The 24,982-nt window shown below is 67.9% G+C and carries 27 protein-coding genes; 14 read left to right on the top strand and 13 right to left on the bottom strand.

Translation table 11 applies throughout. The features are described from left to right. Positions 1 to 26 precede the first annotated feature (26 nt). Positions 27 to 596, top strand: a complete 570-nt coding sequence (locus tag ACFOYW_RS01085; protein WP_390226723.1) for a LemA family protein — start codon at positions 27 to 29, stop codon at positions 594 to 596. Between the two features lie 32 nt (positions 597 to 628). Continuing rightward, positions 629 to 1,549 carry a M48 family metalloprotease gene (locus ACFOYW_RS01080; protein WP_390226722.1) on the top strand — a complete coding sequence of 307 codons (921 nt, stop codon included), beginning with the start codon at positions 629 to 631 and terminating at the stop codon, positions 1,547 to 1,549. A gap of 34 nt (positions 1,550 to 1,583) precedes the next feature. Here the strand turns inward: ACFOYW_RS01080 and ACFOYW_RS01075 are convergent, their stop codons facing one another. Both ACFOYW_RS01075 and ACFOYW_RS01070 read right to left on the bottom strand, forming a co-directional pair. After that, positions 1,584 to 2,462 carry an aminoglycoside phosphotransferase family protein gene (locus ACFOYW_RS01075; protein ID WP_390226721.1) on the bottom strand — a complete coding sequence of 293 codons (879 nt, stop codon included), beginning with the start codon at positions 2,460 to 2,462 and terminating at the stop codon, positions 1,584 to 1,586. 52 nt (positions 2,463 to 2,514) lie between these two features. Further along, a complete protein-coding gene (locus ACFOYW_RS01070; RefSeq protein WP_390226720.1) occupies positions 2,515 to 3,753 on the bottom strand; it encodes a winged helix-turn-helix domain-containing protein in 1,239 nt (412 codons plus the stop codon). Between the two features lie 60 nt (positions 3,754 to 3,813). Here ACFOYW_RS01070 and ACFOYW_RS01065 point away from each other — a divergent pair, with 60 nt between their 5' ends. Both ACFOYW_RS01065 and ilvA read left to right on the top strand, forming a co-directional pair. Beyond that, positions 3,814 to 5,079 (top strand): AI-2E family transporter, encoded by a 1,266-nt coding sequence (locus ACFOYW_RS01065; RefSeq protein ID WP_390226719.1) that lies wholly within the window; start codon positions 3,814 to 3,816, stop codon positions 5,077 to 5,079. A gap of 4 nt (positions 5,080 to 5,083) precedes the next feature. After that, a complete protein-coding gene (ilvA, locus tag ACFOYW_RS01060; RefSeq protein WP_390226718.1) occupies positions 5,084 to 6,346 on the top strand; it encodes a threonine ammonia-lyase in 1,263 nt (420 codons plus the stop codon). A 78-nt stretch (positions 6,347 to 6,424) separates the two neighbouring features. Here ilvA and greA read toward each other — a convergent pair whose 3' ends face one another. Together greA and ACFOYW_RS01050 are read right to left on the bottom strand one after the other, a co-directional pair. Further along, positions 6,425 to 6,916 carry a transcription elongation factor GreA gene (gene greA / locus ACFOYW_RS01055; protein WP_390226717.1) on the bottom strand — a complete coding sequence of 164 codons (492 nt, stop codon included), beginning with the start codon at positions 6,914 to 6,916 and terminating at the stop codon, positions 6,425 to 6,427. A gap of 94 nt (positions 6,917 to 7,010) precedes the next feature. After that, positions 7,011 to 7,418 (bottom strand): DUF4307 domain-containing protein, encoded by a 408-nt coding sequence (locus ACFOYW_RS01050; RefSeq protein ID WP_390226715.1) that lies wholly within the window; start codon positions 7,416 to 7,418, stop codon positions 7,011 to 7,013. An 85-nt stretch (positions 7,419 to 7,503) separates the two neighbouring features. Here ACFOYW_RS01050 and mca point away from each other — a divergent pair, with 85 nt between their 5' ends. Continuing rightward, positions 7,504 to 8,376, top strand: coding sequence for a mycothiol conjugate amidase Mca (gene mca, locus ACFOYW_RS01045; protein ID WP_390226714.1), 873 nt, complete (start codon positions 7,504 to 7,506; stop codon positions 8,374 to 8,376). Next, a complete protein-coding gene (locus tag ACFOYW_RS01040) occupies positions 8,373 to 8,624 on the top strand; it encodes a hypothetical protein (RefSeq protein WP_390226713.1) in 252 nt (83 codons plus the stop codon). The genes mca and ACFOYW_RS01040 overlap by 4 nt, the downstream gene beginning before the upstream one ends. Before the next feature lie 70 nt (positions 8,625 to 8,694). Here the strand turns inward: ACFOYW_RS01040 and trhA are convergent, their stop codons facing one another. After that, entirely contained in the window at positions 8,695 to 9,396 is a 702-nt protein-coding gene (gene trhA / locus ACFOYW_RS01035; protein WP_390226712.1) for a PAQR family membrane homeostasis protein TrhA, read from the bottom strand. 109 nt (positions 9,397 to 9,505) lie between these two features. Here trhA and ACFOYW_RS01030 point away from each other — a divergent pair, with 109 nt between their 5' ends. From ACFOYW_RS01030 to ACFOYW_RS01020, 3 genes are all read left to right on the top strand, one after another. Then, positions 9,506 to 10,300 (top strand): isoprenyl transferase, encoded by a 795-nt coding sequence (locus ACFOYW_RS01030; protein WP_390226711.1) that lies wholly within the window; start codon positions 9,506 to 9,508, stop codon positions 10,298 to 10,300. Between the two features lie 44 nt (positions 10,301 to 10,344). Next, complete coding sequence (locus ACFOYW_RS01025) at positions 10,345 to 11,463, top strand: aminotransferase class V-fold PLP-dependent enzyme (RefSeq protein WP_390226710.1); 1,119 nt, start codon at positions 10,345 to 10,347, stop codon at positions 11,461 to 11,463. Between the two features lie 266 nt (positions 11,464 to 11,729). Further along, a complete protein-coding gene (locus tag ACFOYW_RS01020; RefSeq protein ID WP_390227351.1) occupies positions 11,730 to 13,025 on the top strand; it encodes a PhoH family protein in 1,296 nt (431 codons plus the stop codon). A 92-nt stretch (positions 13,026 to 13,117) separates the two neighbouring features. Here the strand turns inward: ACFOYW_RS01020 and ACFOYW_RS01015 are convergent, their stop codons facing one another. The 5 genes from ACFOYW_RS01015 to xseA form a co-directional block, all read right to left on the bottom strand. Then, positions 13,118 to 14,518 carry a class II fumarate hydratase gene (locus tag ACFOYW_RS01015; RefSeq protein ID WP_390226709.1) on the bottom strand — a complete coding sequence of 467 codons (1,401 nt, stop codon included), beginning with the start codon at positions 14,516 to 14,518 and terminating at the stop codon, positions 13,118 to 13,120. Positions 14,519 to 14,595: 77 nt separating this feature from the next. After that, positions 14,596 to 15,234, bottom strand: coding sequence for a carbonic anhydrase (locus ACFOYW_RS01010; protein ID WP_390226707.1), 639 nt, complete (start codon positions 15,232 to 15,234; stop codon positions 14,596 to 14,598). Continuing rightward, positions 15,231 to 15,884: a DUF4245 domain-containing protein gene (locus ACFOYW_RS01005; protein WP_390226706.1), complete on the bottom strand. Its 654-nt coding sequence runs from the start codon at positions 15,882 to 15,884 to the stop codon at positions 15,231 to 15,233. The genes ACFOYW_RS01010 and ACFOYW_RS01005 overlap by 4 nt, the downstream gene beginning before the upstream one ends. Continuing rightward, a complete protein-coding gene (locus ACFOYW_RS01000) occupies positions 15,881 to 16,132 on the bottom strand; it encodes an exodeoxyribonuclease VII small subunit (protein WP_390226705.1) in 252 nt (83 codons plus the stop codon). Before ACFOYW_RS01000 ends, ACFOYW_RS01005 begins: the two co-directional genes overlap by 4 nt. A gap of 22 nt (positions 16,133 to 16,154) precedes the next feature. Then, entirely contained in the window at positions 16,155 to 17,372 is a 1,218-nt protein-coding gene (gene xseA / locus ACFOYW_RS00995; protein ID WP_390226704.1) for an exodeoxyribonuclease VII large subunit, read from the bottom strand. A 76-nt stretch (positions 17,373 to 17,448) separates the two neighbouring features. Here xseA and ACFOYW_RS00990 point away from each other — a divergent pair, with 76 nt between their 5' ends. Genes ACFOYW_RS00990 through ACFOYW_RS00980 form a run of 3 tightly spaced genes read left to right on the top strand, consistent with a single transcriptional unit; the run spans position 17,449 to position 19,565 of the window. Then, positions 17,449 to 18,480 carry a 4-hydroxy-3-methylbut-2-enyl diphosphate reductase gene (locus ACFOYW_RS00990; protein ID WP_390227350.1) on the top strand — a complete coding sequence of 344 codons (1,032 nt, stop codon included), beginning with the start codon at positions 17,449 to 17,451 and terminating at the stop codon, positions 18,478 to 18,480. Then, the gene (locus tag ACFOYW_RS00985) at positions 18,477 to 19,103 is read left to right on the top strand and encodes a DUF6264 family protein (protein WP_390226703.1); all 627 of its coding nucleotides are present in this window, start codon (positions 18,477 to 18,479) and stop codon (positions 19,101 to 19,103) included. Before ACFOYW_RS00990 ends, ACFOYW_RS00985 begins: the two co-directional genes overlap by 4 nt. A gap of 21 nt (positions 19,104 to 19,124) precedes the next feature. Continuing rightward, entirely contained in the window at positions 19,125 to 19,565 is a 441-nt protein-coding gene (locus ACFOYW_RS00980) for a GNAT family N-acetyltransferase (RefSeq protein WP_390226701.1), read from the top strand. A gap of 253 nt (positions 19,566 to 19,818) precedes the next feature. Here the strand turns inward: ACFOYW_RS00980 and fbaA are convergent, their stop codons facing one another. The 3 genes from fbaA to ACFOYW_RS00965 form a co-directional block, all read right to left on the bottom strand. Next, positions 19,819 to 20,847: a class II fructose-bisphosphate aldolase gene (fbaA, locus tag ACFOYW_RS00975; RefSeq protein ID WP_390226699.1), complete on the bottom strand. Its 1,029-nt coding sequence runs from the start codon at positions 20,845 to 20,847 to the stop codon at positions 19,819 to 19,821. A gap of 62 nt (positions 20,848 to 20,909) precedes the next feature. Continuing rightward, positions 20,910 to 22,217: a DNA recombination protein RmuC gene (gene rmuC / locus ACFOYW_RS00970; RefSeq protein ID WP_390226698.1), complete on the bottom strand. Its 1,308-nt coding sequence runs from the start codon at positions 22,215 to 22,217 to the stop codon at positions 20,910 to 20,912. 56 nt (positions 22,218 to 22,273) lie between these two features. After that, complete coding sequence (locus tag ACFOYW_RS00965) at positions 22,274 to 22,858, bottom strand: exonuclease domain-containing protein (protein WP_390226696.1); 585 nt, start codon at positions 22,856 to 22,858, stop codon at positions 22,274 to 22,276. Positions 22,859 to 22,966: 108 nt separating this feature from the next. Between ACFOYW_RS00965 and ACFOYW_RS00960 the strand changes: the two genes are divergently transcribed. Beyond that, positions 22,967 to 23,719 (top strand): class I SAM-dependent methyltransferase, encoded by a 753-nt coding sequence (locus tag ACFOYW_RS00960; protein WP_390226694.1) that lies wholly within the window; start codon positions 22,967 to 22,969, stop codon positions 23,717 to 23,719. Between the two features lie 54 nt (positions 23,720 to 23,773). Continuing rightward, positions 23,774 to 24,850 (top strand): redox-regulated ATPase YchF, encoded by a 1,077-nt coding sequence (gene ychF / locus ACFOYW_RS00955; RefSeq protein WP_390226693.1) that lies wholly within the window; start codon positions 23,774 to 23,776, stop codon positions 24,848 to 24,850. Positions 24,851 to 24,982 lie beyond the last annotated feature (132 nt).

The raw sequence follows: 24,982 nt of genomic DNA, 5'->3' as shown, positions 1-24,982 counted from the left end.
CGCCACCCCTCGAGGAGCTTCTCGCCATGCTTGCCTGGCTCATCCCGCTCATCGTCGTCGTCGTGATCCTCGTGATCATCGGCATCGTCTACTGGGCGATGTACAACTCGTTGATCCAGCTGAACGTGCGGGTCGATGAGGCGTGGAGCGACATCACGGTGCAGCTCAAACGACGAGCCGACCTGATCCCGAATCTGATCGAGACAGTGAGGGGCTACGCGTCTCACGAGCGCGGGGTCTTCGAGGACGTGACCAAGGCGCGAGCCGAGACGGTCTCCGCCCAGAGCCCAGGTGAGGCGTCGGTCGCGGAAAGCCACTTCCAGTCGGCGCTCAAGAGCATCTTCGCCGTCGCCGAGGCGTACCCGCAGCTGCAGGCGAGCCAGAACTTCCTCCGCCTGCAGTCCGATCTCGTCGACACCGAAGACAAGATCCAGGCTGCGCGTCGGTTCTACAACGGCGGCGTGCGCGAGTACAACACGAAGATCAAGCAGTTCCCCTCCAACCTTGTCGCGGGGCGGCTGCACTACACCGCACGCGAGTTCTTCGAGGTCCCCGACGCCGCGGCGATCTCCGAGCCGCCGCGCGTCCAGTTCTGAACGCCGGCCCCGATTCTCGAGGCGATTAGTCCATGTACCGCGCGATAGCCCGGAACAAGCGCAACACCGTCTTCTTCGTCCTGTTCTTCCTCGTTCTCGTCGGCGTCGTCGCTTACGTCATCAGCTACCTCACGGGTGGAAGCTGGACGATCGCCATCGTCGCGATGGTCATCGCGCTCGCGTACGCCGTGCTGCAGTACTTCACTGCGGGGGCGCAGGCGGTGGCGATGGCCGGTGCGGTGCAGGTGCAGCAGAAATCCGATCACCCCGTGCTGTGGCAGACGGTCGAGAACATCTGCATCTCGACCGGCATGCCCATGCCGAAGATCTACATCGTCAACGACCCGGCGCCGAACGCGTTCGCGACCGGCCGCGATCCCGACCACGCCGTTGTTGCCGCGACGACGGGGCTGCTCGAGATCATGGACCCGACCGAGCTGATGGCCGTGATGGCGCATGAGGTCGGGCACGTGCGGAATTACGACATCCGGGTGTCGACGATCGTGTTCGGCCTCGTCGTCGCGATCGGATTCATCGCCGACATCTTCATCCGCATGACGTTCTGGGGTGCTGTCGCGGGCGGCAACAACAACCGTCGCGGCAATGACAACCAGGGCGGTGGCGGCGGGAATCCGATCATGCTGATCCTCGGCCTGGTCGCGATCGTTCTCGCGCCCATCATCGCGGCGCTCGTGCAGGCCGCGATCTCGCGTCAGCGCGAATACCTCGCTGACGCGACGAGCGCCGAGATCACGCGCTTCCCCCAAGGCCTCGAGTCTGCGCTGCAGAAGCTCGGTGACTACTCCCGGCCCATGCGCAAGCAGAACAGTTCGATGGCGCATCTGTGGATCGCCGACCCGCTCAAGCCGTCGCTCACCTCGCGGCTCTTCTCGACACACCCGCCGATCCCCGACCGCATCGCTCGCCTGGAGAAGATCGGCCAGGGTTTCTGAGCCGGTCGCGTAGCCGGCGTTGGGGTCGAGCGGGCTAGACGGATTCCTGTTCGAGGGCTCGCAGCGCCCTGGTGGCCATCTCGACCATGCCAGGATTCGTGTTCCGGTAGTACGGCAGAGCGAGTGCAGCCTGCGCCACCGCCCACCCGCGGCCGCGGCGCCACTGCGCGTCATCGACGTCGAGCCGGTCGCGGAACACCTCGCGCGCCGCGGCGGGGAAGACGTTCCACGCGGCGAGCAACTCGCAGGACGGCTCGCCCCAACCAGCCGCGGCCCAGTCGAGGACGCCGCACAAGCGCCCCTGCTCATCGACGAGCAGGTTGCTGGGCAGCAGGTCGGCATGCACCCACACCGGGGAGCCGTGCCACGCGGGTGCCGCGAGCGCGTCATGCCAGAGTGCGTGCAGGAGCGGCAGGTCGAAGTCGTCGCCGAGTTCGTCGATCGCGCCGGCGACCGGTTCGGCGAGCGGTGCGAGCGGGCCGCTGCGTTGCGCCCGGGGCGCGGCGCCCGTCGCGAGTGCCCGCAGCCTCTCCAGGAATCCGACGAGATCGTCGACGAAGCCCTCAGGGTCCCGAAGGTGTTCGGGAACCGGCATCTCGCCCGGGACCCAGCTCAGCACCGACCACGAGTACGGGTACGGCGTGGCCGGCTCGCCGACGGCGCAGACACGGGGGATCGCGGTCGGCAGCCGCCCGTGCAACCGCTCGAGGGTCGCGGCCTCTGCTCGCACGTCGACCCCGTCGCCGGGAATGAACGGCAGCCGTGCGACCATGTCGTCGCCCACCCGGAACATCGCGTTGGTCGTGCCGTAGGAGGGCACCGGCTCGATGGGCAGCTCGGCCCATTCCGGGAACTGCTGGCCGAGCAGTCGCCTGACGTCGGCCGTGGTGACGTCGATCTGATGCGGATGCATCTTGGCAGTGGATTCGCAGAGGGGCATTGTGCTCAAGTCTGCCTGAACGACCCTAGGCGTGCCGTGCGAGCTCAGGTGCCAGGTTGCCTCGGCCGACGACGGCGACGTCGCCGAGGCCCTGCCACTCGGCCGTCGCGCGGAGCAGGGGTGCGAGTCGCCCTGCGACGAGGCCGCGATCGACGGTTTCTTCGGCCCAGGCGGCCTGCACCCGCAGCACACCCGCCTGGCGGTCGCTCTTCAGGTCGACGCGACCCACTACGGCGTCGTCGACGAGCACCGGCAGAACGTAGTAGCCGAACGTGCGCTTCGGCGCCGGCGTGTAGATCTCGATGCGGTAGTGCATGCCGAACATGCGCAACAGGCGCGCCCGTTCCCACGCGAGCGGGTCGAAGGGCGACAGCAGCGCCGCGCCCGACACAGCGCGTGGGACCCGGACCCCGGCCTGCACGTAAGCGGCGAGAGGCCGCACCCGGTCGCTCTGATCGGGATTGCCCCACCCCGCCACGTGGACCCGTTCCACCTCGCCTGCGGCGACGAGTTCATCTAGTGCGATTTTGGTTTCGGCCGTGTAGAGCCGGTAGTAGTCGGCGATGTCGGAGAGCGTGCCGATTCCGAGCGCGCGCACTGATTTCCGAACGAGTTCAAGCACGGCCTCGGGGCGCGGCACCTCACGGCCGAGAACGGATGCCGGGAGCACCTGGTCGGCGAGGGCGTAGCGCCGCTCGAATCGCGTGCGGCCGGCTGTCGCGAGCTGCCCCGAGCGGAACATGATCTCGAGCGCCTGCTTGACCTCGGACCACCCCCACCACGGCCCGCGCCGCGCGTTCGCGTCGTGCTCGATCTCGCTCGCGGCGAGAGGCCCCTTCTCGGCGAGCTCAGTGAGCAGCCACGCGATCGTCGACGAGCCGGCGGTGAGACCCCAGCTGTCCTCCCCGGCGAGGTACTTCTCGGCGTAGCGCTCGCGCCGGAATCGAAGGAGCGGGTAGTCGCGCACGGGGATGAACGCCGCCTCATGTGCCCACGCCTCGGTGTAGCCCGTGCCTGACGTCGGCGTGCCAGGCCGGAACACGAGGCGATCGAGCAGCGTCTTCTCGTAGGCCCCTAGCCGCGCGAACCCCGGCAGATAGTGGGAGCGCTCGAACACGTTGACGGAGTCGATCTGGAGCAGGCCGAGGCGGTCGAACAGGCCGTTGAGCTGGCGCGTGCCGACTCGCGCCGGAAGGGGCCTGCCGAAGCCCTGAGCCGCAAGGGCGATGCGTCGCGCCGCGGCCGCGCTGAGTGTCTGAACCATCCATTCGACGGTATCCCGAACCGCTGACATCACGTCGGCGCAAAACCCTAGACTCGGGCCATGCCTGACGACCGGCCCCCAGCGCGCAAGGCCGCGTTCCTCTCGCGATTCGGCCGGGTCGCGGCTCCGCGCGAGCAGACCGAGGCGCAACGGGTCGACGAGTCCCTTCCCCGGGGCGTGGTGCTGGCATCCGCGTGGTCGTGGCGCCTGCTGCTCATCGGCGCGGCGATCGCCGTTCTCATCTACGTCGTCGCGCAGCTGCGGCTCATCGTGATCCCGGTCATGCTCGCGATCCTGCTCTCCGCACTGCTCGTGCCGTTCAAAGAGCTGCTGGTGCGGCACAAGGTGCCGCGCGCGATCGCGATCCTCGTCTGCATGGCGCTCACCCTGATCATCGTCGGCGGCCTGCTGTACGTCGCGGGGCAGCAGGTGCGCGTCGAGTCGGGCACGCTGCGGCGTCAGACGATGACGGCGGTGGAGTCGGCCCGCGAGTGGCTGCTCGGGCCGCCATTCAACATGACGAGCCATCAGATCTCGGGCTACCTGACCGAGATCACCAATGCCTTCCATACCGACAGCCAGGTGCTCATCAACGGGGCGCTGTCGGTCGGATCGACGCTCGGCCACTTCGCGACGGGGCTGTTGCTGATGCTGTTCAGCACCTTGTTCATCCTCATCGACGGCGCGTCCATCTGGCGGTGGGTCGTGAGCGTGTTCCCGAAGAGGGCGCGCGCCGCCGCCGACGGCGCAGGCCGGGCCGGCTGGGCCACGCTGCAGAGCTTCGTGCGCGTGCAGATCCTCGTGGCATCGATCGATGCGCTCGGCATCGGCTTCGGCGCGTTCTTCCTCGGCCTGCCGCTCGCCGTGCCGATCGGAGTGCTCGTCTTCCTCGGCTCGTTCATCCCCATTGTCGGGGCTGTCGTGACGGGTGCGCTCGCCGTGTTCATCGCTCTGGTCTACAAGGGCATCTGGTTCGCGCTGATCATGCTCGCGATCGTGCTGTTCGTGCAGCAGGTCGAGAGCCATGTGCTGCAGCCGCTGATCATGGGAAGTGCGGTGAAGGTGCATCCGCTCGCGGTGGTCCTGGTCGTCGCCGCGGGCTCACTGCTCGCCGGCATCACCGGCGCGATGTTCGCCGTGCCGTTCGCTGCGGTGCTCAACGCAATGATCGGCTTCATCACGCTCGAGTCCTGGAAATCGGGCCCTGATCCGGGCATCGCGCCGCGCCTCGGCGCCTCACTGTGGCGGGTCGTGCCCTACGAGCGGTCGCGGCACAACGGACTGCTGTACGACCGGGAGGGCGGCTCTCGAGGCCGCTTAGACTGATTGAATGACCTCCGCGCCCGACCCGTCAGAACCCGTGTACCTCGGCCCGACGCTGGCGCAGATCGAAGAGGCGCGCGAGGTCGTCGCCGAGGTCATTCAGTCCACCCCGATGGACCCGAGCGCGTATCTCGGCGCCCTTCTCGGCGCGCCGGTCTGGCTCAAGGCCGAGAACCTGCAGCGCACGGGTTCGTACAAGATCCGCGGCGCGTACAACCGGCTGAGCCGCCTCACGGCGGACGAGCGCGCGCGCGGGGTCGTCGCCGCGTCGGCGGGCAATCATGCGCAGGGCGTCGCACTGGCCGCCCAACGTCTCGGCATCGCCGCCACCATCTTCATGCCCGTCGGCGTCGCGCTGCCCAAGCTGCAGGCGACGCGCGCGTACGGCGCGCAGACGGTGCTCGAGGGCACCAACTTCAGCGAGACCCTCGCTGCCGCGCAGGAGTTCACGGTCAAGACCGGTGCCGTGTTTATCCCCCCGTACTCGCACGAGGACGTCATCACCGGCCAGGCGACCCTCGGGCTCGAGATCGTCGATCAGCTGCCCGATGTCGAGACGGTCGTCGTGCCGATCGGTGGCGGCGGTCTGATCGCGGGTGTCGCGAAGGCGGTGAAGCTGCGGGCGGATGCCTCGGGCCGAAGCATCCGCGTCATCGGCGTCCAAGCCGAGAACGCCGCCGCCTACCCGCCATCGCTTGCAGCCGGTCATCAGGTCACGGTCGATCTCGAGCCGACCATCGCCGACGGCATTGCCGTCTCACGCCCTGGCGATCTCAACTTCCCGATCGTGCGCGAATACGTCGATGAGGTCGTGACGATCAGCGAAGACGACCTGGCGCGCGCGATCCTCGTGCTGCTCGAGCGGGCGAAGCTCGTCGTCGAGCCGGCGGGTGCCGCCGGCGTCGCGGCGATCCTCGCAGGCAAAGTGTGGGCGACCGGCCCGACCGTCGCGATTCTCTCCGGCGGCAATATCGACCCCTTGCTCATGCAACGCGTCATCGCGCACGGGCTCGAGGCATCCGCCCGCTATCTCACGGTCCGCATCATGCTGCCGGACCGGCCCGGGCAGCTCGCGACGATCTCGCAGATCCTGGCCGAGGTCGGGGCGAACGTCGTCGAGGTGCTGCACACGCGGCACCACAACGGTCTGCAGATCAGCCAGGTGGCCCTTGAGATCTCGGTCGAGACGCGTGGTCCCGAGCACCGGGCAGAGGTTCTTGCGCACCTGCGAGGGGCCGGTTACGAGCCCATCGTCGAGCAGGCCGAATAGGCCATCACCCCCGCGAGCACAGCTCGCTCGGCGGACGCCGCGCGACAACCAGGGGGTTGTCGCGTTCAGCGGCGGACGCTACTGGCCGGTCCAGGTCTGCACGTCGGTGACCTCGACCGCGATCTCCTTGCCGTTCGGCGCGGTGTAGTGGGTCTTGTCGCCGATCTTCAGGCCGAGAATGGCCGAGCCGATGGGGCTTTGCTCGCTGTAGACCGAGTAGTCGCTGTCCTTCGCGATCTCGCGGTTGCCGACGACGAAGGTGTCTTCCTCGCCGGCGATCACGGCGGTCACGAGGGTGCCGGGTTCGACGATGCCGTTGCTCTCGGGCGCGGCGCCGACCTTGGAGTGCGCGAGCAGGCTCTTGAGTGTGACGATGCGCGCTTCCTGAACGCCCTGCTGGTCCTTGGCGGCGTGGTAGCCGCCGTTCTCCTTCAGGTCGCCTTCTTCGCGGGCGGCCTCGATACGCTTGGCGATCTCGGTGCGACCGGTCGTCTCCAGGTAGGTGAGCTCGTCGTTCAGCCGGTCGAAAGCCTCCTGGGTCAGGAAGGTGACCGTCGTCTCCTGGGACATGGTTGCTCCTTGCTTCGACGGCGGCTGTGACGCCGTCTCGTTGGGGAATAAGGTCACGCCCCGACGATGACCGTCAGGGCGTTATCGACCTATCTTACGGCAACCAGCACTTGTCTAGCGAGCCTTCTACTGCCGGCTCGTACGTGATCAGGGATTTTGTTATCACCTGGTGCGTTTCCGCCGTGGGCTTGAGGTGGATCACGTCGTAGCCGACGACGGTGAAGTTGATGTTCTGCGCCTCCACCGCGCAGTCGACCGCGGTGTGCGCCGGTGCGTCGACCGAGAAGCTCACCGTGATGTGATGCGCGTCGATCGGGTTGTTCGCCGTGTCGGTGAACTGCAGTTGCGAGGCCTTCGACCCGAGGCCGGAGCCCCAGATCGCCCACATGATCATCACGACCGCGATGAAGACGCCCATTCCGATCAGCAACCACCGGTTGCGGGTGTGCCGCTGGGCGGTCTCGCCGTAACGGCCGGCGAGGGTGGGGCTGCCAGCAGGCATGGGTCTCCTTCGAAGTAGTCTGTTCAAGATTAGGGCTCGTTTCTGAGCCGTTTCCGTACCCCGAGGCGAGAGGTGTTCCCCGGCTGTGGCCAAGCGCTTGATGGCGGTGCATGCGCACCCCGACGACGAGTCCAGCAAGGGAGCGGCGACCTACGCCTACTACCTGCAGACGGGCGCCGAGGTGATGGTGGTCAGCTGCACCGGGGGCCAGCGCGGCAGCATCCTCAACCCCGCGATCGAAGACGTGCCGCTCGCGCACCGCGACCTCGCGGGACTGCGCCGGCTCGAGATGGAGGCCGCGCGCCAGATCATCGGGTTCGATCATCGCTGGCTCGGCTACTACGACTCGGGAATGCCCGAGGAGGGCGAGGCCCTGCCCGCCAACTGCTTCGCGCTGATCCCGCTCGAGATCTCGGCCGAGCCACTCGTGAAGCTGATCCGCGAGTTCCGCCCGCACGTCATCATCAGTTACGACGAGCAGGGCGGCTACCCGCACCCCGACCACATCCGCAGCCACGACGTGACGAGATTCGCGGTCGACGCCGCGGCGGACGCTTCGCGCTCCCCGGCAGCGGGCGAGCCGTGGCAGGTGTCGAAGTACTACTACGACCGGCTGTTCAGCTCGCAGAAGGCCCGTGCGATCTACGACCGGCTGCTCGAGACCTATCCCGAGTCGCCGCTGATCGCCGAGTTCGAGAAGATGAAGCGCTTCCTCACTGAGACGCCGTACCTCGCGACCACCAAGGTCGACGTCGGCTCACATCTGGACGCTAAGGATGCTGCGCTACGTTCGCATGCGAGCCAGGTCGCACCCGACAGCCCGTTCTTCTTCTGGCCGAACGATGTCGTGCGTGCCGCGTGGCCCACTGACGACTACCAGCTCATCGAATCGAGAGTTCCCGCAGTGACACCTGAGACCGACCTGTTCGCCGGGATTTCCGAGGGGGCGATCGCGTGAGCATCGGCGCCGCCCTCATCGCGCTGGCCGCCGCCGCTCCGACGCCGTCGCCGAGTCCGAGCATCCCCTCGGCGGATGTCACGACGCCGGGCCCGTGGGGCTTCGGCGCGATCTTCGGCGTGGGCATCGTCGTCGCGCTGCTGCTCGTCGACATGACCCGCCGCATTCGCCGCGTGCGCTACCGCGCCGAGGTCAACGAGAAGCTCGACGCGGAAGAGCGCAGCGAGCACGAGCACCCGCGTTCCTGAACCCCGCGTCGCTGAGGCTCAGCGTTGCTGAGGCTCCGTGCCACGACGGCGTCGGCTCAAGGCATCCGCTCTAGGCGTTGAACGTCGGGTGCAGGGCCAGCACGAGCATCGCGGCCCAGTGGCACGCGAACGATGCGGCGGTGAATGCGTGGAAGACCTCGTGGAAGCCGAAGCGCCGGGCGGCGTGGCCGGGCCACTTCGTGCCGTAGACGATGGCTCCGAGCGTGTACATCAGGCCGCCCGCGGCGATCAGGATTCCTGCGGCAACCGCCTCGCTGGTCACGAACGGGTTGAAGCCCGCTGCGGCGCACACGGCGATGCCGGCCCAGCCGAGCACGAGATACAGCGGCACGTACAGCCAGCGCGGCGCGTTGATCCAGAACACCCGGAACAGGGCTCCGGCAATGGCGCCGGCCCAGACGACGGCGAGCACCGTGGTGCCCTGCCACCGGAGCGGCAGCATCGTGAGCGCGACGGGGGTGTACGTGCCCGCGATGAGCAGGAAGATGTTCGCGTGATCGACGCGCTTGAGCGTCAGCTTCACCCCGGGCGCCCAATTGAAGCGGTGGTACAGGGCCGAGTTGCCGAAGAGCAGTATCGACGTCGCCATGAAGATGGCGGCGCCGGTCGTCGCGGCGGCGCCATGCGCGAGGCAGATCAGCACGATGCCGGCCGCGATGGTCACGGGCGTCGTGGCCGCGTGGATCCAGCCTCGCCAGAGCGGCTTGATCTCGACGGCGGCGGACTGGGGGAGCGGCGCTGCGATCGACATCCCGAAAGCGTAGGCGGCGACCCTCCCGAGAGCCTGAGCCCTGTGCCTATCCGCAGCCGCCCACCCGCGGGAGCCGCGCCGCCGTTGTCGACTTCGGTAAGTTGACCCTGTGAGCGAACGACGGCATACCCCGGGTCGAGGGCTGCTGTACGGGCTTTACCAGAAGCGGCTGCGCCGGGCCCTGACGGAAGCCGGCGCCGACGCGTTGCCGCACCACGTCGCGATGATCATCGACGGGAATCGCCGGTGGGCCAGGCAGCTCGGCTACACGACCGCCGAGCACGGCCACCGCGCGGGTGCCGCGAAGATGATCGAGTTCCTCGAATGGTGCGATCAGCTCGGCATCCGTGTCGTCACGCTCTACCTGCTGTCCGCAGACAACCTCACCAGTCGCGAAAACGCCGAGCTCGCGGCCCTGATGAAGATCATCGGGGGGCTCGCGCTCGATGTGTCGAGCCATCGCGACTGGCGCGTGCAGCACGTCGGGTCGAGCGCGGGGCTGCCCGGCGAGCTCGTCGAGGCGCTCGCCACAGCCGAGCAGGCGAGCAGAGACGGCACCGGAATGCACATCAACCTTGCGGTCGGGTACGGCGGTCGCACCGAGATCACGGATGCGATGCGCTCCATCGTCGCGGAGCATCATGCCGCGGGGCGCTCGCTCGAGGACCTTGCCGAGACGCTCACGCCCGAGCTGATCGGGCAGCACCTGTACACCGGCGGCCAGCCTGACCCCGACCTGGTGATCCGCACCTCGGGCGAGCAGCGCCTCTCCGATTTCATGCTCTGGCAGAGCGCGCACAGCGAGTTCTACTTCGTCGAGGCGCTCGGCCCTGACCTGCGCGAAGTCGACTTCCTGCGCGCACTGCGCGACTTCACCCGTCGGCAGCGCCGCTACGGCGGCTGACGTCGAGCCTTCGGGCGATCAGTAGCATTGCTTGGGAGGTTCTTGTGAGTGAGTCGATTGCCGAGTACCGCGCGGGCTTCGTCGAGGAGCCCGGCTACCTCGACTACGCGGGCGTCGGCCCGATCTCGCACGCCGTGCAGCAGGAGCTCACGGGTCATGCCGAGCTGTTCGCGCGGGCACGGTTCGGCTCGCTCGCGCAGCTCGCCCACGAGGACGCTCGGGTGCGCGCCGCAGCATCCGCACTCACCCGCTTCCCGGCCGACCAGATCGTGTTCCAGCCGTCGACGTCCCAGGGGCTCATGCACGCACTGTTCGGCGTGACCGGTGACGTGCTCGTCTCGCCGGCCGAGTTCCCGAGCCTGCCGGTGGCCGTGCAGCGCGCGGCCGACGCATTGCATGTCGTGACGCCCGTCTGGCTCGAGACCGATGACGGAAAGGTCACTCCCGCGGGCATCCGCGATCAGTTGACGGATGCCGTCACCGCGGTCGCGGTCTCGCTGGTCGATTCGCGCACGGGGTACGTCGCCGACCTCGACGGCATTCGCCAGGTGATCGGTGACCGGCTGCTCATCGTCGACGCGATCCAGGGCTTCGGGGTCGTCGACGCGCCGTACGAGGTCGCCGATGTCGTCGCGACTGGTGGACAGAAATGGGTTCGCGCCGGGTGGGGAACAGGGTTCCTCGCCCTGTCCGACCGCGCGCTCGCGGAGATCACCCCGGTGTTCACGGGGTGGACCGGCACTGACGTCGTCGAGCCGTGGGACGCGGTGCCCCCGTACTCGCGGTCGGCCCACGCCTTCACGGTCTCGAACCCCGACCGCGTCGCGCAGGCTTGCTTCGCGACCGCCCTCGAGGAGATCGCCCGCGTCGGCGTTCCCGAGATCTCCGCGGCGGTCTCGGAACTCGCCGAGCGTGTCATCGACCTCGCCGACGAGTACGGCATTCCGGTCGCCTCGTCGCGCGCCGCCAACGAGCGCGCAGGAATCGTCGTGATCGAGCCCGAGCCCGACACGCTCACGCGTCTGACCGCGAGTCTGCACAACCACGGCGTGACGACGCGCGCCCGTGGCTCCCATGTGCGGATCAGCGTGCACGCCGGCACCACCGAGGACACGCTCGCGATGCTCCGGGGCGCCTTCACTTCGTACTCGAACGGGTACTGAACGGGTCGGTGCGCTGGTCGCCGCCCGCCGCATCCGATCGCGTTCATCTATTCGTCACGGCGTGGGACTAGCGGATCGAATTACAGCGTCGTAACTTATACGGCATCGGGCACGGCGCCCGGTCGGAGTGGCCACGTAAGTTCACTTCGCGACCCTTGCGGCCACTTCGTTTGACCAGCACACCGCGCGCGGGCTTTCCGCGCCGGACGGGAGTGGTTGTGGCTTCAGTTTCGACCAATCAGCCGGTTTCGAACACGAAGGGGGAATTGCCGAGCCAGACGCGTCAGACCGAGAGGACCTACGTTCTCGATACGTCGGTTCTCTTGTCGGATCCGCGAGCGATCTTCCGCTTCGCCGAGCATTCCGTTGTGATCCCGGTTGTGGTGATCAGCGAACTCGAGGGCAAGCGGAACGATCCTGAGATCGGGTATTTCGCGCGGCAGGCGCTCAGGCATCTCGACGATCTGCGCGTCGAGAACGGCCGCCTCGACTTTCCGGTGGCTGTAGGAGAGGGGGGCAGCCTTCGCGTCGAGCTCAACCACTCGAACATGACGGTGCTTCCGTCGGGCATGCAGCTCGGTGACAACGACGCGCGGATCCTCGCGGTCGCGATGAACCTGTCGAACGACGGACTCGATGTCACCGTCGTATCTAAGGACCTGCCGATGCGGGTCAAGGCGTCGTCGATCGGTCTCGCCGCCGAGGAGTACCGCGCTGAGCTCGCGGTCGATTCGGGCTACACGGGCCTCGCCGACATCGACCTCAGCGCCGATCAGATGGCCGAGCTGTACGACCGCGAGACCCTCGAGACGGATGCCGCGGCCGGGCTGCCCATCAACACGAGTCTCATCATCCACTCGGACCGCGGGTCCGCGCTGGGGCGGGTCACTGGGGAAGGTGACCTGCGCCTCGTACGCGGCGATCGGGATGTCTTCGGGTTGCACGGCCGTTCGGCCGAGCAGCGGCTTGCGATCGACATGCTGCTCGACCCCGAGATCGGCATCGTGTCGCTCGGCGGCCGCGCCGGAACCGGCAAGTCGGCGCTTGCGCTGTGCGCCGGGCTCGAGGCGGTGCTCGAGCGGCAGCAGCACAAGAAGATCATGGTCTTCCGCCCGCTGTTCGCCGTCGGCGGCCAGGAGCTCGGTTACCTGCCCGGTGACCAGCAGGAAAAGATGAACCCGTGGGGGCAGGCGGTGTTCGACACGCTCGGCGCGCTCGTGTCCGACAACGTGCTGGAGGAGGTCGTGGACCGCGGCATCCTCGAGGTGCTGCCCCTCACCCACATCCGCGGTCGCTCGCTGCACGATGCGTTCGTGATCGTCGACGAGGCCCAGTCGCTCGAGCGCAACGTGCTGCTCACGGTGCTCTCGCGCGTCGGTCAGAACTCGCGGGTGGTGCTCACGCACGACGTCGCTCAGCGCGACAACCTGCGCGTCGGCAGGCACGACGGCGTCGCGTCGGTGATCGAGACGCTCAAGGGCCACCCGCTGTTCGGGCACATCACGCTGACGCGCTCCGAGCGCTCGGCGATCTCCGCCTTGGTGACGGAGCTGCTGGAGTAGCGCGGCCATAGACGCCGAGGGTCCCGGAGAGAACTCCGGGACCCTCGTGCATGCCTGCTCGTGCACGCCCACGGGGCGTGCACCGCGCAAGCCTAGGGGTGCGTCATGCTCAGCACGTCGAGCTTCTCGTCGAGCTGCGCCTCGGTGATCTCGCCGCGCTCGACGTAGCCGAGCTTGATGACCGCCTCGCGGATCGTGAGACCTTCGGCGACCGAATACTTCGCGATCTTCGCCGCGGCCTCGTAGCCGACGATCTTGTTGAGCGGCGTGACGATCGATGGGCTCGACTCGGCGAGCGCCCGGGCGCGCTCGACGTTGGCCTCAAGACCCGTGACCGTCTTGTCGGCGAGCACACGCGTCACGTTCGAGAGCAGCCGGATCGACTCGAGCAGCGCCGATCCCATGACGGGGATCGCAACGTTGAGCTCGAACGCGCCGGACGCGCCGCTCCAGGCGATGGTGGCGTCATTGCCGATCACCCGCGAGGCGACCTGCAGCGTGGCCTCGGGGATCACGGGGTTCACCTTGCCCGGCATGATCGACGATCCCGGCTGCAGGTCCGGGATGTGCAGTTCCCCGAGGCCCGTGTTCGGGCCCGAGCCCATCCAGCGCAGGTCGTTCGAGATCTTCGTGAGCGAGACGGCGATGGTGCGCAGCGCGCCGGATGCCTCTACCAGCGCATCGCGGTTCGCCTGCGCCTCGAAGTGATCGCGCGCCTCGGTGATGGGCAGCTCGGTCTCGTCGACGATGAGCTGGATCACCTTCTGCGGGAAGCCTGCGGGCGTGTTGATACCCGTGCCGACCGCGGTGCCGCCGAGCGGGACCTCGGCCACGCGGGGAAGGGCCGCGCGAACGCGCTCGATGCCGTAGCGGATCTGCGCGGCGTAGCCGCCGAACTCCTGGCCGAGCGTGACGGGCGTCGCGTCCATCAGGTGCGTGCGGCCAGACTTGACCGCGTCCTTCCACAGCTCGGCCTTGGCCTCGAGCGCGACCGCGAGATGATCGAGCGACGGCACGAGCTGGTCGATGAGCGCGCTGGTGACGGCGATGTGAACGGATGTCGGGAAGACATCGTTCGACGACTGGGAGGCGTTCACGTGGTCGTTCGGGTGCACGGGGCTGCCGAGACGGCGAGTGGCGAGCGTCGCGAGCACCTCGTTCATGTTCATGTTCGACGACGTGCCCGAGCCCGTCTGGTAGACGTCGATCGGGAACTCGCCGTCGTGGTCACCGGCGATCACCTCATCGGCAGCGGATGCGATCGCATCGGCGATCGCGGCATCGAGGGTGCCGAGGTCCTTGTTGGCCAGTGCGGCGGCCTTCTTGATGCGTGCGAGAGCTGCGATCTGCGCGGGCTCGAGGCGCGAGCCGCTGATCGGGAAGTTCTCGACAGCGCGCTGGGTCTGCGCGGCGTAGAGCGCGTCGCGCGGGACCCTCACCTCGCCCATGGTGTCGTGTTCGATGCGGTAGTCGGCGTCGGTCTCGATGGTCACTTCGATGTGCACTCTCTTGAATAGTTACTGTCTCGAATTGCGTGGTGGATCAGCTCGGTGGCCCGGGCTGTTGTGGGCTACGACAGGCCGAGGAGCACGTCGGGCACCGCCCTGCCCTCGTGGAGCCGGTAGTTGGCGCCGACGATTCCGAGCGAGCCGTCGACGACCTTCCGGCTGATCAGCTCGCTGCCCGTGAGCAGATCGGTGATCGTGTCGCGCAGGTGCTCCCGGCCGACCTCGCCCGCGTCGATCCGCGAGATGTCGAGTGGCTCGTCACGTCGTGCGCGCGCGACGCGACGGACGGCGGGCACGATAGGCGCGATGAGCCCCGCGACGTTGGGCGTGAGCGCCGCGGCATCCGCCGCCTGCGAATCGATCGCCGCGCGGACCGCGCCGCACGAGTCGTGCCCAAGTACCAGGATCAGAGGCACCTCAAGAACGCCCACGGCGTACTCCAGCGAGCCGAGAACCGATGGCGACGCCACCTGGCCGGCGTTGCGGATCACGAAGGCGTCGCCGAGGCCGAGATCGAAGATGATCTCGGCGGCGAGGCGCGAGTCGCTGCAGCCGAAGATCGCGACGGACGGGTACTGGCCGTCGACGAGCTGCTCGCGCAGTCGCACGTCTTGATGCGGGTGCGCAGGCTCCCCGGCGATGAAGCGGGCGTTGCCGGCGATCAGGGACTGCCACGCCTCATCCGGCGTCGCTGACGTCATTGCTTGGTTCCCCCCAGCTGCGGCGCAAGTGCTCGCGCCACGGTGTCGAACTCGGCGACTTTCGCCGTGCCGGACAGCACGACGGTGCTCACCCCGTGGGTAGCGACGAGCCCGTAGGTCACATCGCTGCTCTGCGATTGCCCGTTGCGGTTGTCGTAGACGACCCAGTGCACGCCGTCGATCGTGGTCGAGCCCGTCGCGCGGATGTCGTCGAGCTGATCGGTGGCCCACGTGCCGTTGGCCTTGAAGCCCTGGTCGAGCCCCACGTACTGCTGTGAGGGAGAGATGAATCCGATATGCCAGTCGTCGATGCCGTCGGAGGCGCCGGAACGCAACTCCGCCGCGTTGGCGGTCCACCCCTTGGGCAGCTCGGGCGACAGCAGGGGAGCGGGCTCGGCGCCCGCGCCCTGCGCCGCGACCGAATTCCAGTCGACGGGCTTGCCGACCGTTCCGGGATTGCTGCGCGGCACCATCAGCACGATGATCAGGACGACGCCGAGCGTCGCGAGCAGCGAGTAGACGAGGTTGTTCACCGTCTGACGCTGGCGGTGCAGGCGGCTCGACTCGGCCTTGCGCGCGGCCGTCTCGTGCGCCGTCTCGGGGCGACCGAGCTCTGCGACGACGCGCCCGGTCGGCTTGATGTTGCTCACTGGGCCTCGTCGCCACCTGTCTGCCCGAGTCGCGCGGCGTCGAGTCGCGCCTTCGCGCCGATGAGCCATTCCTCGCAGCGACGCGCGAGCGCTTCGCCGCGTTCCCACAGCTGCAGTGACTGCTCGAGGCTGGCGTTGCCCTGCTCGAGGTCTGCGACGACCTTCACGAGCTCGTCGCGAGCCTGCTCATAGCTGAGCTCGGCGACGTCGGCGGGGCCCGCGGACGCGGGCACTGACGGGGTGGGCACGGCGTTCATTCTAAGCGGCTCCTCAGTGCTGATCGTGGGTGCCGGCCGAGAGGGCATCGAGGGTGCCGTCGGCCAGGGTGATGATGAGCGGAGTGCCCTCGGGCGCAGCATCCGCCTGCTTCAGGACGTGGCCGGAGGCCTGCACGATCGCATAGCCGCGGTCGAGGGTCGACTGCGGCGAGAGCGCCCGCAGCCGCGCGGCGAGTTCGCGAACGGATGTCTCGGCCCGCTCGACAGCGCGCGCCGCCAGCTCTTCGCCTCGCGCGACGTAGCGGGTGATCTCTTCGGAGCGGGTCTCGACGATCCAGCTCGTGGTCAGCAGTGCGGGTCGGCTGCGGAGTTGGGCGATCCGATCGATCTCATGCGAGATGAGGGCAGTGACGCGGCCCTGCATGCGTGTTCGCGCCTGCTGCACCCGGACGAGTTCTTCCGCGACATCGGGAACGACTCGCTTGGCCGCGTCTGTCGGCGTCGACGCCCGCAGGTCGGCGACGTCGTCGAGCAGGGGCCGGTCGTTCTCATGGCCGATCGCGGAGACGAGAGGCGTGCGCGTGGCCGCCGCGGTGCGCACCAGCGTCTCGTCGCTGAACGGCAGCAGATTCTGGAAGTCGCCCCCGCCGCGCGCCACGATGATGACGTCGACCTCAGGGTCCGCGTCGAGTCGCTGAATGGCCGCGGTGACCTCGGAGGCAGAGCGATCGCCCTGCACCGCCGCATAGACGGTACGGAACTGAACGGCCGGCCACCGCAGTTGCGCGTTGCGCTTGACGTCTTTCTCAGCATCCGAGTCCTTACCGGTGACGAGCCCGATGAGGTGCGGGAGGAACGGCAGCGGCTGCTTCCGACTCGGGTCGAAAAGCCCTTCGGCGGCGAGCTGTCGCCGCAGCCTCTCGAGCCTCTCGAGCAGATCGCCGAGCCCGACATGCCTCAGGTCGTAGACGACCATCGACAGGCTGCCGCCCTTGACCCAGTAGTCGGGTTTCACGGCGGCCACGACGCGGTCACCCTGTTTGAACTCCTGCGTGAGGCGCGAGGCGACTGACGACCAGATGTTGATGCTGATCGTGACGTCTTGGTTCAGGTCCTTGAGCTTGCCGTAGACGTTCCCGTTGCGGACGTTCCACTGCGTGAGTTCGCCCTCGACCCACGCCGTGCCGAGGCGGTCGATGTATTCCTTGACCTTGGCCGCGAGCAGACCGACCGGCCACGGCGCCTCGAGCGTCGGGGGAGCGTCTGCCATGAAGTCCTCTTCCCAGTTAGCGTGCGACCACCGACCTAGACTGAGGCACGTGAGCGACTCTTCCATCAGCCTCGGCATGCCCCGCATCGCGGGGTCCGGTGGGCGGCTCAAGGATATCCCGGTGGCTTCGCCGAAGCGGGTTCTGCTGGCCTCTCCGCGGGGCTACTGTGCAGGAGTCGACCGTGCCGTCGTTGCTGTGGAAAAAGCTCTCGAGCGTTACGGCTCACCGGTGTACGTGCGCAAGCAGATCGTGCACAACAAGCACGTCGTCGCCACTCTCGAGCAGCAGGGCGCCGTGTTCGTCGACGAGGTCGACGAGGTCCCCGAGGGTGCCCACGTCGTTTTCAGTGCGCACGGAGTCGCGCCGGCCGTCGTGCAGGCGGCCGCCGACCGCGGTCTGCGCGCCATCGACGCCACGTGCCCGCTGGTGACCAAGGTGCACCGCGAGGCGGTGCGCTTCGCCCGCGACGACTTCGAGATTCTGCTGATCGGCCACACCGGCCACGAAGAGGTCGAGGGCACCGCTGGTGAGGCTCCCGACAACGTGACCATCGTGAACGGTCCCGATGAGGCCGATGCGGTGGTGGTGCGCGACCCCGAGAAGGTCGTGTGGCTCTCGCAGACGACGCTGTCGGTCGACGAGACGATGGAGACGGTGCGGCGCTTGCGCGAGCGTTTCCCAGCGCTGCAGGACCCGCCCAGTGACGACATCTGCTACGCCACCCAGAATCGCCAGGTCGCCATCAAGAAGGTCGCCCAGGAGGCCGACGTCGTGATCGTCGTGGGCTCTGCGAACTCGTCGAACTCGGTGCGCCTCGTCGAGGTCGCCCTCGAGCACGGAGCAGCGGCCGCCTACCGCGTCGACTACGCGAGCGAGGTGCGCCAGGAGTGGCTCGATGGCGCCGCCACCGTCGGGGTGACGAGCGGAGCATCCGTGCCCGAAGTTCTCGTGCAGGAGCTGCTCGAAGATCTCGCGGGCGCCGGTTACTCCGATGTCGAGACCGTGCAGACCGCCGAAGAGGACCTGATGTTCTCACTGCCGCGCGAGCTGCGCACCGATCAGGCCGGCAACCGCGACGAGCGGGCGCTCGGCGGAAGGGCCCGATGAGCGATCACGGCGCTGAGCGACGTCCTCGCCCGGAGTATGGCGAGTACGCGAGCCCCGAAGAGCAGCGTGCCGCGATCAAGCAGCCGGCCGAGTGGCAGCTCGAGCCGGAGCAGACGGATGCCTCGCCGCAGGAACCCGAGCAGGGGGCGTACCGGCCCGGCATCGGTCAGCCGCCCGCACCTCAGTTCCGCGCCTACCACGAGCAGCGGCCGATCGCGGGTGCGCCTGCCCGCCGAGTGAATCCGTGGGACCGGCTCGCGACCCTCGTCCTGCTCGGCTTCGGCCTGTACAACGTGATCAGCATGATCGCCAACGCGGTGGGTGACGGCGCGCTGGTGCGTCGCTCGGCTGCCACGCTGAGCGCGAGCGACGAGCAGCTGCTGAATGGGTTCCCCAACTGGATCTGGGTCGCGACCGCGGTCGCCTACTCGGTCGTGTGGCTCATCGCGCTGTCAGCGTCGCTTCGCGCGATGCGCAGCGGCCGAATCGCGTTCTGGATTCCGCTGCTCGCCGGCATCATCGCCACGATGCTCGTGCTCGCGCTGATGGTGATCGCCGTCGGCGAGAACCCGGGGCTGCTCAACAACGTGCCGACACCGGGCGGCACCGGCAACCCCAGCTGACTCGTTCGGTAGCCTCAGCACATGGCCGACATCACGATCGACGAAATCATCGAGTTCAGTGACGAACTGGCCGACACCATCGAACGGCTGCTGCCCGGTCTGTCCGCGACCGCGGTGTACAGCCGCGACATCGTTGAGGCGATCGTCGCAAGCGACGCGACGCACCTCTATGGCGCCAGGCTCGACGGGCGCATCGTCGCCGTTGCGAGCCTCGTCGTGTACCCGATTCCGACCGGAATCCGTGCGCACATCGACGACGTCGTCGTCGACGAGAGTGCTCGTGGGCACGGCCTGTCGCGCCTGCTGCTGAACCATCTGATCACCGAGGCGAACGAGCGCTTCCATGTGCGGACCATTGACCTCACCTCGCGACCGGACCGCGAGGCGGCCAATCACCTCTATCGCACGAGCGGCTTCGTGCAGCGCAACACGAACGTCTATCGCTGGCAGCCGACCGCCTGATCCGGCGCCACCTGCTCCGGCGCCGCCTGGTCCGGCGCCACCTGCTCCGGCGCCGACGTCGAAACGCACGAGCGCGTCGAGGGGCACCGCTTACGCCGAGGGGCACACCGTTTCCGGGAAACGATGTGCCCCTCGGGCTGTTCTGTGCCCTTCGGACAGTGCCTGCCGCCCGGACCGTATATGCCGCCCGGGACTGTATGCAGCGTGCCGTTCGGGCTGTGTTGTGCCGCTCGGACCGTGCTGTGCCGTTCGGCTACTGGTGAGCCTTGCCCGCTGACCCGAGCTGCTGCGTCGCCTCGATGACGCGCTTGGCCATGTCGGACTCCGCGACCTTGCCCCAGGCCCGCGGGTCGTAGCGCTTCTTGTCGCCGACTTCGCCGTCGACTTTCAGCACGCCGTCGTAATTGGAGAGCATGTAGCCCGCGATCGACCGGGTGAACGCGTACTGGGTGTCGGTGTCGATGTTCATCTTGATGACACCGTTGCTGACGGCCTCGGCGATCTCTTCGGCGGAGGAGCCCGAGCCGCCGTGGAAGACGAGGTCGAGAGGCTTGGGGCCGTGGCCGAACTTCTCGGCGATGCCCGCCTGGATCTCACCGAGCAGCTCGGGGCGAAGCTTGACGTTGCCGGGCTTGTAGACGCCGTGCACGTTGCCGAACGTGAGCGCCGCGATGTAGCGGCCGTTCTCGCCGAGACCGAGGGCCTCGACCGCCTTGGTCACGTCACCGACGGTCGTATAGAGCGCCTCGTTCGTGCCCTCGTGCTTGACGCCGTCTTCCTCGCCGCCGACGACGCCGATCTCGACCTCGAGGATCGCGTTGATCGCCTTGGTGCGCCTCAACATGTCTTGGGCGATCTCGAGGTTCTCGTCGAGTGGCACCGCCGACCCGTCCCACATGTGCGACTGGAAGATCGGCTCGCCGCCGGCGCGCACCTGCTCTTCGCTCGCCGCGATGAGCGGGAGGACGAAGTTCTCAAGAGCGGGCTTCGGGCAGTGGTCGGTGTGCAACGCGACCGTGATGCCGTACGACTTGGCCACCTCCGTCGCGAAGCGGGCCATCGCGAGCGCTCCGGTGGCGCGCGCCGTGACCGACTGGCCGGCGAAGTAGTCGGCGCCGCCTGTGGTGACCTGGATGATGCCGTCGGATTCGGCCTCGGCAAGGCCCTGCAGCACTGCATTGATCGTCTGCGAGGAGGAGACGTTGAAGGCGGGGTAGGCGAAGCCGCCCTTCTTGGCCTTGTCGAGCATCTCGGCGTACTGGTCGGGCGTGGCGATGGGCATCGAGTCTCCTGAGCGAATCGGGTCTGGTGAGCGGGCCTGACGCTCGTCAGTCTAAAGCCGCGTCAGTCGAGCGCCGCGACCAGTTCTGGTGCAGCGAGCCCACGCGTCGGCTGTTCGATCGGCTCGGGCGCGGCGAGCAGTTTCTCTTCGTTCAGCGCGCCGATCTTGCGTGCGGTCGGCAGCACCTGGCGTTCGAGGCTGCCGATGAAGCCGTTGTAGCTGTTCACGGTGGTCGTAATGGCGCGGCCGAGCTTGTCGATGTGCTCCGCGGTCTTCGTGAGGCGCGCGTAGAGCTCACGACTCAGGTCGAACAGGGTCTTCGCCTCGTTCGTCAGCACGTCTTGCTGCCAGCTGAAGGCAACGGTCTTGAGGACCGACCACAGGGTGACGGGCGACGCGAGCGCCACGCGCTTGGCGAATGCGAATTCGAGCAGGCCTGGGTCAGTCTCAAGGGCGGAAGAGATCAGTGACTCACTCGGGATGAACGCGATCGTCATCTCAGGCGCGTTGTCGAGACCGCTCCAGTAGCCCTTGGTCGCCAGAGTCGTGATGTGCTCGCGCACGGCCTTGACGTGCAGCTTCAGCAGCTCCGTGCGGCGCGCGCCGTCGGCGCCGGCCGCGGTCGAGGGAATGGCGCTCGCCTCGAGGTAGGCGTTGAACGGCACCTTGGCATCGACGGCGATGTTCTTGCCGCCGGGCAGATGCACCACCATGTCGGGGCGCCGGGCCCCGGAATCCGCGGTGATGTTCGCCTGGGTGTCGAAGTCGACCCGCTCGAGCAGGCCGGCCGCCTCGACAACGCTGCGCAGCTGAGACTCGCCCCAGACCCCGCGCGTGCTGTTCGAGCGCAGAGCCGATGCGAGCGATTCAGCCGTGGCGCGCAATCGCTCTTCCGACTCGACCGCGGTCTTGAGCTGCTCGCTCAACTGGCCGTGCTGCAGTTGCCGCTGCTGCTCGAGCACCGCCACCTTCTCGCGCATCTCGCCGAGGCTGCGGCTCACCGGCGCGAGCGCCTCGAGCACCCTGTGCTCGGACTGCGCCTGCTGCTCGCGCTCGCGCTGCTCGGCCTTCTGCTGCTCGGCGAGCTCGCGCTGCCGCTCGACGAGCGCCCTCACCTGGTCGCGCAACCCGTCTGCGGTCGCGAGCGCCGAGGCGAGTTGCTCGCGCACTTCGCCGACAGCGCGCTCGGATTCGGAGCGCTGCTGCGCGAGCGCGGCCTCATGCTGAGCCCTCATGACCGCCGGGTTGTCGAGCGCGTCAGCCGACCGGCCGCCGCGGGCACCCGATCGCGCCCGCACAAGGAGTACGCCGAGCACGCCGAGTGCAGCGCCGACCACGAGGCCGATGAGGAGGGGCAGTACGAGTTCCATGGGCACACTCTTGCCGAGACCACCGACATTGCGGGGACCGACGCTCGCGACTCGCGTCAGGCGGCCGCTCGTGCGGTTCCGAGCCGGCCCACCTTGATCGCGCACGCACGCGCCAGCGCGACCACGTCGTCGACTCCGTGCCGCGTCGCGGCGTGCACCATGATGGCCGCGCAGGCTTCGGCGTCGGCAGCGGCGTTGTGATGCTCGAAATCCTCGAAGCCGGCGGCCATCGCTGCGGACGGCAGACGATAGGAGTCGAGGTGATAGGTCTTCCGGGCCACCTGCAGACTGCAGACATATTCGGCGATCGGCACCTCAAGCCCGGTCGCCTCGCACGCACGCCTGATGACACCCATGTCGAAGCCGGCGTTGTGCGCGACGAACGCGTCCTCCTCGGCGAAGGCCACGAGGTCGGGCAGCTGCTCGGCCCACTCGAGCGCGTCGACGACATCCGTCGCGCGGATGCCGTGGATCCGGATGTTCCACTCAAGGAATTCGTCGTGCCCAGCCGGCGGCTTGATCAGCCAGTACGCACGGTCGACGACACGGCCGCCGCGCACCTTCACGAGGCCGACGCTGCACGCCGAGGCGCTGGAGGAGTTCGCCGTCTCAAAGTCGATCGCGGTGAAGTCCAGTGGCACGCTCCCATGTTCGCATGACCGCGTGACGAGGCCATCAGTGCGGCGCGCGTTTCGTCACGCAGACGAACCCAGCTCGTCAACGCGGGCCACCTCGGTCATGATGATCTGGTGGCCCACGAGAACCGCAGCAGCCGTCACGATCACGCCAACAGCTTCGGCCAGGCAGCCCACGTCTATGAGGAATCCCGCCCCGGCTACCCGCCCGAGATCGTTGACTGGCTCGTGCCCGCAGACGCCCGCCGAGTTCTCGACATCGGCGCGGGAACAGGTAAATTCACCAGACTGCTGCGCCGCGAAGACCGTGAGGTCGTCGCCGTTGACCCGAGTGCCGAGATGCTCGACGTGCTGCGGGCGCACGCCTCCGGCATCGAGACGCTGGTCGGCACGGCCGAGCGCATTCCCCTACCCGATGAGAGTGTCGATGCGGTAACCGTGGCTCAGGCCTGGCACTGGGTCGATCATGACCGCGGCATACCCGAAGTCGGCCGCGTGCTGAAGCCGGGCGGTACCCTCGGTCTCGTCTGGAACAGTCGTGACGAGCGTGTGGCGTGGGTCGCCGAACTCGGCATCGCGATGGGCACGAATGATAGCTATAGCCCGGCCGCGGTCGAGGACTATCCGATCGGCGCGCCGTTCGACGATGGCGAGACGATCGAGGTCCCGTGGTCCCAGAAGCTGAGCCGGGAGGGTGTGTTGACGCTGGTGCGGTCGCGCAGCTACTTCCTCGTGAGGAGCGCCGACGAGCAGGCCGCGACGCTTCGCGACGTCGAGGCGGTGCTCGACCGACACCCCGAGATCGAGCACGATGGGGTGATCGAACTGCCCTACGTCACGCAGGGCTTCCGCTTCCGGCGCGGCTGACGAGGTGGCGGCGGCGCGCGTGCGCCCAGCAGCCTGCCCGTAAAATCGGTCCACGTGGCTCTCACTATCGGAATCGTCGGTCTCCCCAACGTCGGCAAGTCGACCCTGTTCAACGCGCTGACCAAGAACGACGTGCTCGCGGCGAACTACCCGTTCGCGACCATCGAGCCGAACGTGGGTGTCGTCAATCTCCCCGATCCGCGGCTCGACCAGCTCGCCGAGCTGTTCCATTCCGAGCGCGTCGTGCCGGCGACGGTCTCGTTCGTCGACATCGCAGGCATCGTGAAGGGTGCATCTGAGGGCGAGGGCCTCGGCAACCAGTTCCTCGCCAACATCCGCGAGGCCGACGCGATCGCGCAGGTCGTGCGCGGCTTCACCGACGACGACGTCGTGCATGTGGCGGGCGCAGTCGACCCGCGCGGCGACCTCGACACGATCAACACTGAGCTGATCCTTGCCGACCTGCAGACCCTCGAGAAGGCGCAGCCCCGGATCGAGAAAGAGGTACGCGGCAAGAAGACCGACCCGTCGGTGCTCGCGGCGGTGAACGAGGCGATCGCCGCGCTGTCCGAGGGCGAGGTGCTGTCGCATGTGCCCGGACTCGACCTCGCCGCCCTGCGCGAATTCGGGCTGCTGACCGCCAAGCCGGTCATCTACGTATTTAATGTCGACGAATCCGTGTTGACGGATGCCTCGCGCAAGGCGGCTCTCGCCGAGCTGGTCGCTCCCGCCACTGCGGTGTTCCTCGACGCGAAGATCGAGTCGGAGCTCGTCGACTTGCCCGCCGACGAGGCGCTCGAGCTGCTGCAGTCGACCGGGCAGGACGAGTCCGGCCTCGATCAGCTCGCTCGAGTCGGCTTCGACACACTCGGCCTGCAGACATATCTCACGGCCGGCCCGAAGGAATCCCGTGCGTGGACGATCCACAAGGGAGCGAAGGCCCCCCAGGCCGCGGGCGTGATCCACACCGACTTCGAGAAGGGCTTCATCAAGGCCGAGGTCATCTCGTTCGACGACCTCGTGTCGCTCGGGTCCGTCGCCGAGGCCCGCGCCCACGGCAGGGCCCGCCTCGAGGGCAAGGACTACGTCATGGCCGACGGCGACGTGGTCGAGTTCCGCTTCAACGTGTAGGCCCGTGAGATCGGATGCCTGAGCGGCACACATTTGCGCGGGGGGCACACGGTTTCGCCGAAAATGTGTGCCGTTCGGCACTTTTTGTGCCCGATGCGCCGCGACGTCCTGTTCTTGGCGGCCGGCACCGAA

The organism is Gryllotalpicola reticulitermitis (assembly GCF_042651345.1).
Lineage (GTDB): Bacteria > Actinomycetota > Actinomycetes > Actinomycetales > Microbacteriaceae > Gryllotalpicola > Gryllotalpicola reticulitermitis.
The sequence above is the reverse complement of the archived record's forward strand: the minus strand, read 5'-3'. Positions and strand labels throughout refer to the sequence as shown.